This window comes from Candidatus Aminicenantes bacterium (assembly GCA_011049425.1).
Classification (GTDB): domain Bacteria; phylum Acidobacteriota; class Aminicenantia; order UBA2199; family UBA2199; genus UBA876.
This window is the reverse complement of record DSBM01000132.1, coordinates 1-5,073: the sequence shown is the minus strand read 5'-3', so window position 1 is coordinate 5,073 and position 5,073 is coordinate 1. Positions and strand designations below refer to the sequence as shown.

General features: G+C 59.1%; 7 protein-coding genes. All 7 read left to right on the top strand.

Annotated features, from left to right (window positions below; genetic code table 11):
* The first annotated feature begins 126 nt into the window (after positions 1-126).
* A complete protein-coding gene (locus ENN40_09010; GenBank protein ID HDP95482.1) occupies positions 127-579 on the top strand; it encodes a hypothetical protein in 453 nt (150 codons plus the stop codon).
* The gene (gene avd / locus ENN40_09005; protein HDP95481.1) at positions 576-935 is read left to right on the top strand and encodes a diversity-generating retroelement protein Avd; all 360 of its coding nucleotides are present in this window, start codon (positions 576-578) and stop codon (positions 933-935) included. The genes ENN40_09010 and avd overlap by 4 nt, the downstream gene beginning before the upstream one ends.
* The gene (locus tag ENN40_09000) at positions 919-2,223 is read left to right on the top strand and encodes a hypothetical protein (protein HDP95480.1); all 1,305 of its coding nucleotides are present in this window, start codon (positions 919-921) and stop codon (positions 2,221-2,223) included. Before avd ends, ENN40_09000 begins: the two co-directional genes overlap by 17 nt.
* 4 nt (positions 2,224-2,227) lie before the next feature.
* Entirely contained in the window at positions 2,228-2,428 is a 201-nt protein-coding gene (locus tag ENN40_08995; protein ID HDP95479.1) for a hypothetical protein, read from the top strand.
* An 18-nt stretch (positions 2,429-2,446) separates the two neighbouring features.
* On the top strand, positions 2,447-3,415 hold the full coding sequence (locus ENN40_08990; GenBank protein ID HDP95478.1) for an FHA domain-containing protein: 969 nt from the start codon (positions 2,447-2,449) through the stop codon (positions 3,413-3,415).
* Between the two features lie 66 nt (positions 3,416-3,481).
* Positions 3,482-4,558 carry a VWA domain-containing protein gene (locus tag ENN40_08985; protein ID HDP95477.1) on the top strand — a complete coding sequence of 359 codons (1,077 nt, stop codon included), beginning with the start codon at positions 3,482-3,484 and terminating at the stop codon, positions 4,556-4,558.
* A 73-nt stretch (positions 4,559-4,631) separates the two neighbouring features.
* Positions 4,632-5,073, top strand: a 442-nt coding sequence (locus tag ENN40_08980; GenBank protein HDP95476.1) for a serine/threonine protein kinase, incomplete at its 3' end; no start/stop codon positions are given.

Sequence of the window (5,073 nt, the reverse complement as noted above, 5' to 3'; positions counted from 1 at the left end):
GAGACGGCAGGATAACTTGTGATGCAAGCTGAAAATGTTTTGGTTTGGGTCTTTGCGCCGCGGGCGTGGGCGGGCGCAGCCATCGCCCCCGCCGCGGCGCCGCCGGGCAATTGAGATGAGACCGTTATGCTGATGCGCGTATTTTCCCTGGTTTATGACTCCGCCGCCGGAGGCTTTGACGCGTCTGTGGTCAACGAGTTTCTGTACAGCCGCAAATTGCTGCGCCTGGAAACGGCTTTTTTTGTTCACGACGGCGTGCCCCAATGGTCGGTGCTGGTCGCCTGCGAGGAAATCCTGCCCGAGAATGAATCTGCTGATAAAGATCCACTGGAAGCGGGTCTGAATGAGTGGCAGCGCATCCTGCTGCGGCGCCTGCGCGAGTGGCGCAAAGCCGCCGCGGAAAAGCGCGGCATTCCGGTATTTTTGGTGGCCACCAACCGCCAGTTGCAGGAGATCGTGATCAAGGCCCCGGATTCCCTGGAAAAATTGCGTTCCATTCGTGGTTTGGGACAGAAAAAAGTCAAAGATTACGGTAAAGAGATCCTGGAGCTTCTGGCGGCCTTTTTCAAGAAGAAATGAACGAACAATTTCCACTGTTCGTGTTGTGGTACGCGGTGCTGGACTGGATCCTGGATCGGGTGGAGCAGTATCCGCGCAGCGTCCGCTTCACCGTGTCCGACCGCATCGCGCGCCTGGCGCTGCAGGTGATGGAGGGGATCGTAACCGCCATCCACACGCGGGCGCGCTCGCATATATTGCGTGACGTGGACGCATATATGGAAATCCTGCGCGTATATATGCGATTGTCCATGGACAGAAAGTACATCTCCATGCGTCAGTACGAGTACATCAGCGGTGAGATCAACCGCGCCGGGCAGATGCTCGGCGGCTGGCGCAAAGCGACCAAGGGTGGATTAGATGCCGGACCTGTTTAACCGGATGGCATCTTTTAGCAACCTGTACGCGGCGTATAGACGAGCCGCCCGGGGTAGTCGCAATGCCGCGGGTACGGCTTGTTTTGTATTCCACGCGGAACGGGAGTTGCTGAAGCTCCGGGAAGAGTTGCTTTCCGGGAGCTATGCCCCTGGCCTTTATCGTTACTTTACCATCCACGATCCCAAGGAAAGAATGATCTGCGTGGCCCCATTCCGTGACCGCGTGGTGCATCACGCCCTGGTGGGTGTGCTGGAACCTTTATTTGAAAAGGGCTTTATCTTTCACTCCTACGCATCCCGCGTGGGCAAGGGCACTCATCGTGCTGTAAAAGCCGCTCAACGGTTCGCCTCGATTTCCCCCTGGTATTTCCAGGCGGATATTCACAAGTACTTCGACTCCATTGATCACGGCATTCTGTTGCGAATCCTGGAGCGCAAGACAACCGACAACCGCTTGCTGCAACTGGCGGCGCGCATCCTGGAAACCAGCGACCGCAGCCGGGGCACAAACGAGGGACGCGGATTACCGGTGGGCAACCTCACCTCCCAGTTCTTTGCCAACTGCTACCTGGATCGCCTGGATCATTTTATCAAGCAGGGGTTGCGGGCGCACCGCTACCTGCGCTACATGGATGATTTCCTGCTTTTCGGGGAATCCAGACTGCAACTCGGAGCATATCGCGATCAGCTCTCGGATTTTCTATACCGGGAGTTGAGGCTAAATTTGAAACCCGCGGCCACACGCCTTCAACCCTGTTTGCATGGTATCAATTTTCTGGGGGTGCGTATTTTCCCGGGAGTCATCCGGCTCCGGACCCGCAACCGTATTTATATGCGCAGACGTGCGGGCCAGCGGGTGCGGGAATACCGCAAAGGTGGAATATTGGAAGACCAGCTGGCCCAATCCATGCAAAGTGTCTCCGGACATATGGAAAACTATGCATCACCAATAACGAGGTGTCTCTTTTGGGATGCCGTCTGGGGTCAGCCCACAAAGGCTCCAACCGCGTCAAACGCGGCGGCAGCTGGAACAACAACGCCGACAACTGCCGTTCAGCCAATCGCAACAACAACCACCCGTCCAACCGCAACAACAACCTCGGCTTCCGCCTTTGCAGCACATGCCCGAAAATGGACCGCGGCGCCCACGGGTTTCGCCGGCAACAGCGGCATGTACCGGGCGGGCTCCCGTATCCCGGTTTGCGGGATCAAATCAGACCAATCCCGGGGGCTGGCCACCGCGCCGCCCCCGGTGATTCTCGCCGGAAACGCATTTTTATGGGATTGAGAAGATGATTGCAGAAAAAAACATCAACCATGTAGAGAGCAAGGAAGGGCGTACGCGGCAGACCGTACCCTTTCCCGTGGTGTTTTCCGCGGAAGTGTTTTCTTCCCTGGATCCGCAGGCGGCGATAAGTCCGCCGGAAGTCCAGCCCCTTCCCGGGCGTCTGCGCCGCCTGTGGCAACGCCTGGGCGGCGGAAAGCGGCAATAGCTTTGCAATCGTGATAATATGTTTAACTTAAGCCAATCAGGAGGCAAGATGAGACGCAACTTATTTTTGATTGTGATGACGGCGCTGGTGTTGTTTGCTGGAACGTTACCGGCGCAGCAGACCCAGCAGGTGTATGTGCGCGATGTGTTGGACAGTCCCCAGAAGTACTACAACCTGACCGTGCAGATTACCGGCGAGGTAGTGCGCGTGGTGACGCCCTCAACGCCGAGTGATCGGGGCTATTATGAACTGCTGGACAACAGTGACAAAACCATTCGCGTGGTGGCCAACACGTTGCCCGCGCCCCAGACCCAGATCACGGTGGTGGGAATCGTGCAGATATCCACTTCAAACCAGGAAGCCTATATCCGCGAGAGCAACCGTTTCGGCGGCGGCGCGCCACTGGCGCCGGGAATCACCACTCCGCCACCGCCTGCAAAAGAAAAGCCCGACTATCTCATGTTCGCCCTGATCGGCCTGATCGCGGTGATCGTGGTGGTGTTGCTGGTGGTGCTGCTGCGCAAACCCGGGGCCTCCACGCCAGTTGCCGAAGCGGCTCCGTCAGTCATCCCGCCCATGCAGCCCTCAGCCGCGTCCGCCGCGCCCGTGGAATCCGCGGGCCCCAAGTCTACCAGGCAGGTGAGTACCCGTGAGGTCAACCAGGCCGTGGGCGGGCTACGCACCAAGGCCGTCCCCGATCCCCTGGCCCAGATCGTGGTATTGGTGGGGCCCAACCAGGGCAAGGGCTATCCCCTGGGATACGAGACCACCCTCGGGCGCGTGACCGGAGACATCATCCTTGAAGACGAATCAGTATCGCGCAAACACGCGCGCATCGTTTTCGCCAAGCGCACCTACACCGTGGAAAACCTGAGCCAGACCAACCCCGTGATCGTCAACAGCCAACGTGTCGAAGGTAGCCGTGAACTCAAGGACGGCGACGAGATTATCTGCGGCACCGTCAAACTGCAGTTTAAGCTTCTGTGAATCAGGGCTGAACGACCCGGCCGCCCGGCGTGGGCCGGGCGGCCCGAGTTATAACCGGAGGTATGCATGCAGAAAACCTTAGTCATCATTATACTGCTGCTCGGCCTGAACTGGGCGGCGCCGGCTCAGGGGGTAAAAGTAGTTGCCATCAGCCTGGAGGATTTCCCCACGATCCGCCTGACGTTGTCCGTGGAGGACAACATGGGCTTGCCCGTGCCCGTGGACCCGCGGGGGTTGAAGCTGTTTGAAAAGGACCGGGCCATTTCCGAGTTTTCCGTCCGCACCCTGGATGAAGTAGAGATGCCCGTGTACGCGGCCATTGTCTTGGACAAGAGCGGCAGCATGAAGGGCGCGGCCATCGCCCGTGCCCGCGACGGCGCTGCGGAATTCGTGGTTCGCATGAAGGAGCGAGACCACAGCGCCTTCGTGCGTTTTGACACGCAGGTCGAGGTGGTCTCTGAATTTACCCCTGAGCGTGGCAGGCTGGAAGGCCTGGTGCGGGAAACCCGCACGGGCAGTGACACCGCCCTGCTGGATGGGGTGTACCAGGGTCTGGAGTTGTTTGTCGATGCTCCCGAGGAGTCGGTGCGCGCCGCCCTGGTGCTGACCGACGGCAAAGAGAACCGCAGCCGGCATACGGTTGACGAGGTGACGGAACTGGCGAAAAAGCATCGTGTGTCAATCTTTACCATCGGCCTGGGTACCGGCGTGGACGAAGTGATGCTAAAGCAACTGGCCGCTGATTCCGGCGGGCGCTACTTTGCGGCTGCCGGGCCCGAGGTGCTGGTAGAGATCTATACCACCATTTCCACCCTGCTTCACGCCCGCCTGGTGGTAACCTACGAGACACCCTTTGCCATGGATGATGCCTGGCACGAGGTCCGCATCGAGATTCCCAGGGGTGAGGAAATCATTGTCGGCAGCCGCTCCTACCTGTCCGCCAAAGAGTCCCGTATCCCCACGGAAAAACTGCGTGAGATCGAAGCCGGGAGGCGTTCCCTGGCGCAACAGCAGCGTCAACAGCAGCAGGCGCGGGAGCGGGCTGAGCAAAAACGCCGCCGCACTCTGTTGGCCCTTGGCGGCGCGGTTATTTTGCTCTTGCTCGTCCTGGTAACCGTGGTGATCCAGCGACGCCGCCGCTGATCCCCCGTTTATTCAGTGCCCAAGGCCGGCCACGCGATTCGCTCCGGCCGCTTTTTCTTATTGGAGATGTGTCATGACACCTGAACCGCAGATACCGGGTTACCGCATCGAAGAAGAATTGGGCAAGGGCGGCATGGCCGACGTCTACCTGGCCGTCCAGGAGAACCTGGAGCGGCGGGTGGCCATAAAGGTCCTGCTTCCCGCCCTTTTCAGGGATGAGAGCCTTGCCCACCGTTTCCTGCGCGAGGCGCGCACCGCGGCCGGGTTTAAACACCCCCACATCGTTGATATTTACGACGTGGGGCGGGATGAACTCAGCCATTACATCATCATGGAATACCTGCCTGGCGGCAGTTTGTCGGATCGCATAAAGCAGGGTTCTCTGAATTCGGACCAGGCCCTGAAAATCTTTACCGGTCTGGCCTCCGCCCTGGATTACGCCCATGGCAAGGGCTTCATCCACCGGGACGTGAAGCCCGACAATATATTGTTTCGCGAAGACGGCACGCCGGTGT

Bases quoted from the DNA above. Each gene is read 5' to 3' on its own strand.
- ENN40_09010 (HDP95482.1), top strand. From the start codon at position 127: ATGCTGATGCGCGTATTTTCCCTGGTTTATGACTCCGCCGCCGGAGGC.
- avd (HDP95481.1), top strand. From the start codon at position 576: ATGAACGAACAATTTCCACTGTTCGTGTTGTGGTACGCGGTGCTGGAC.
- ENN40_09000 (HDP95480.1), top strand. From the start codon at position 919: ATGCCGGACCTGTTTAACCGGATGGCATCTTTTAGCAACCTGTACGCG.
- ENN40_08995 (HDP95479.1), top strand. From the start codon at position 2,228: ATGATTGCAGAAAAAAACATCAACCATGTAGAGAGCAAGGAAGGGCGT.
- ENN40_08990 (HDP95478.1), top strand. From the start codon at position 2,447: ATGTTTAACTTAAGCCAATCAGGAGGCAAGATGAGACGCAACTTATTT.
- ENN40_08985 (HDP95477.1), top strand. From the start codon at position 3,482: ATGCAGAAAACCTTAGTCATCATTATACTGCTGCTCGGCCTGAACTGG.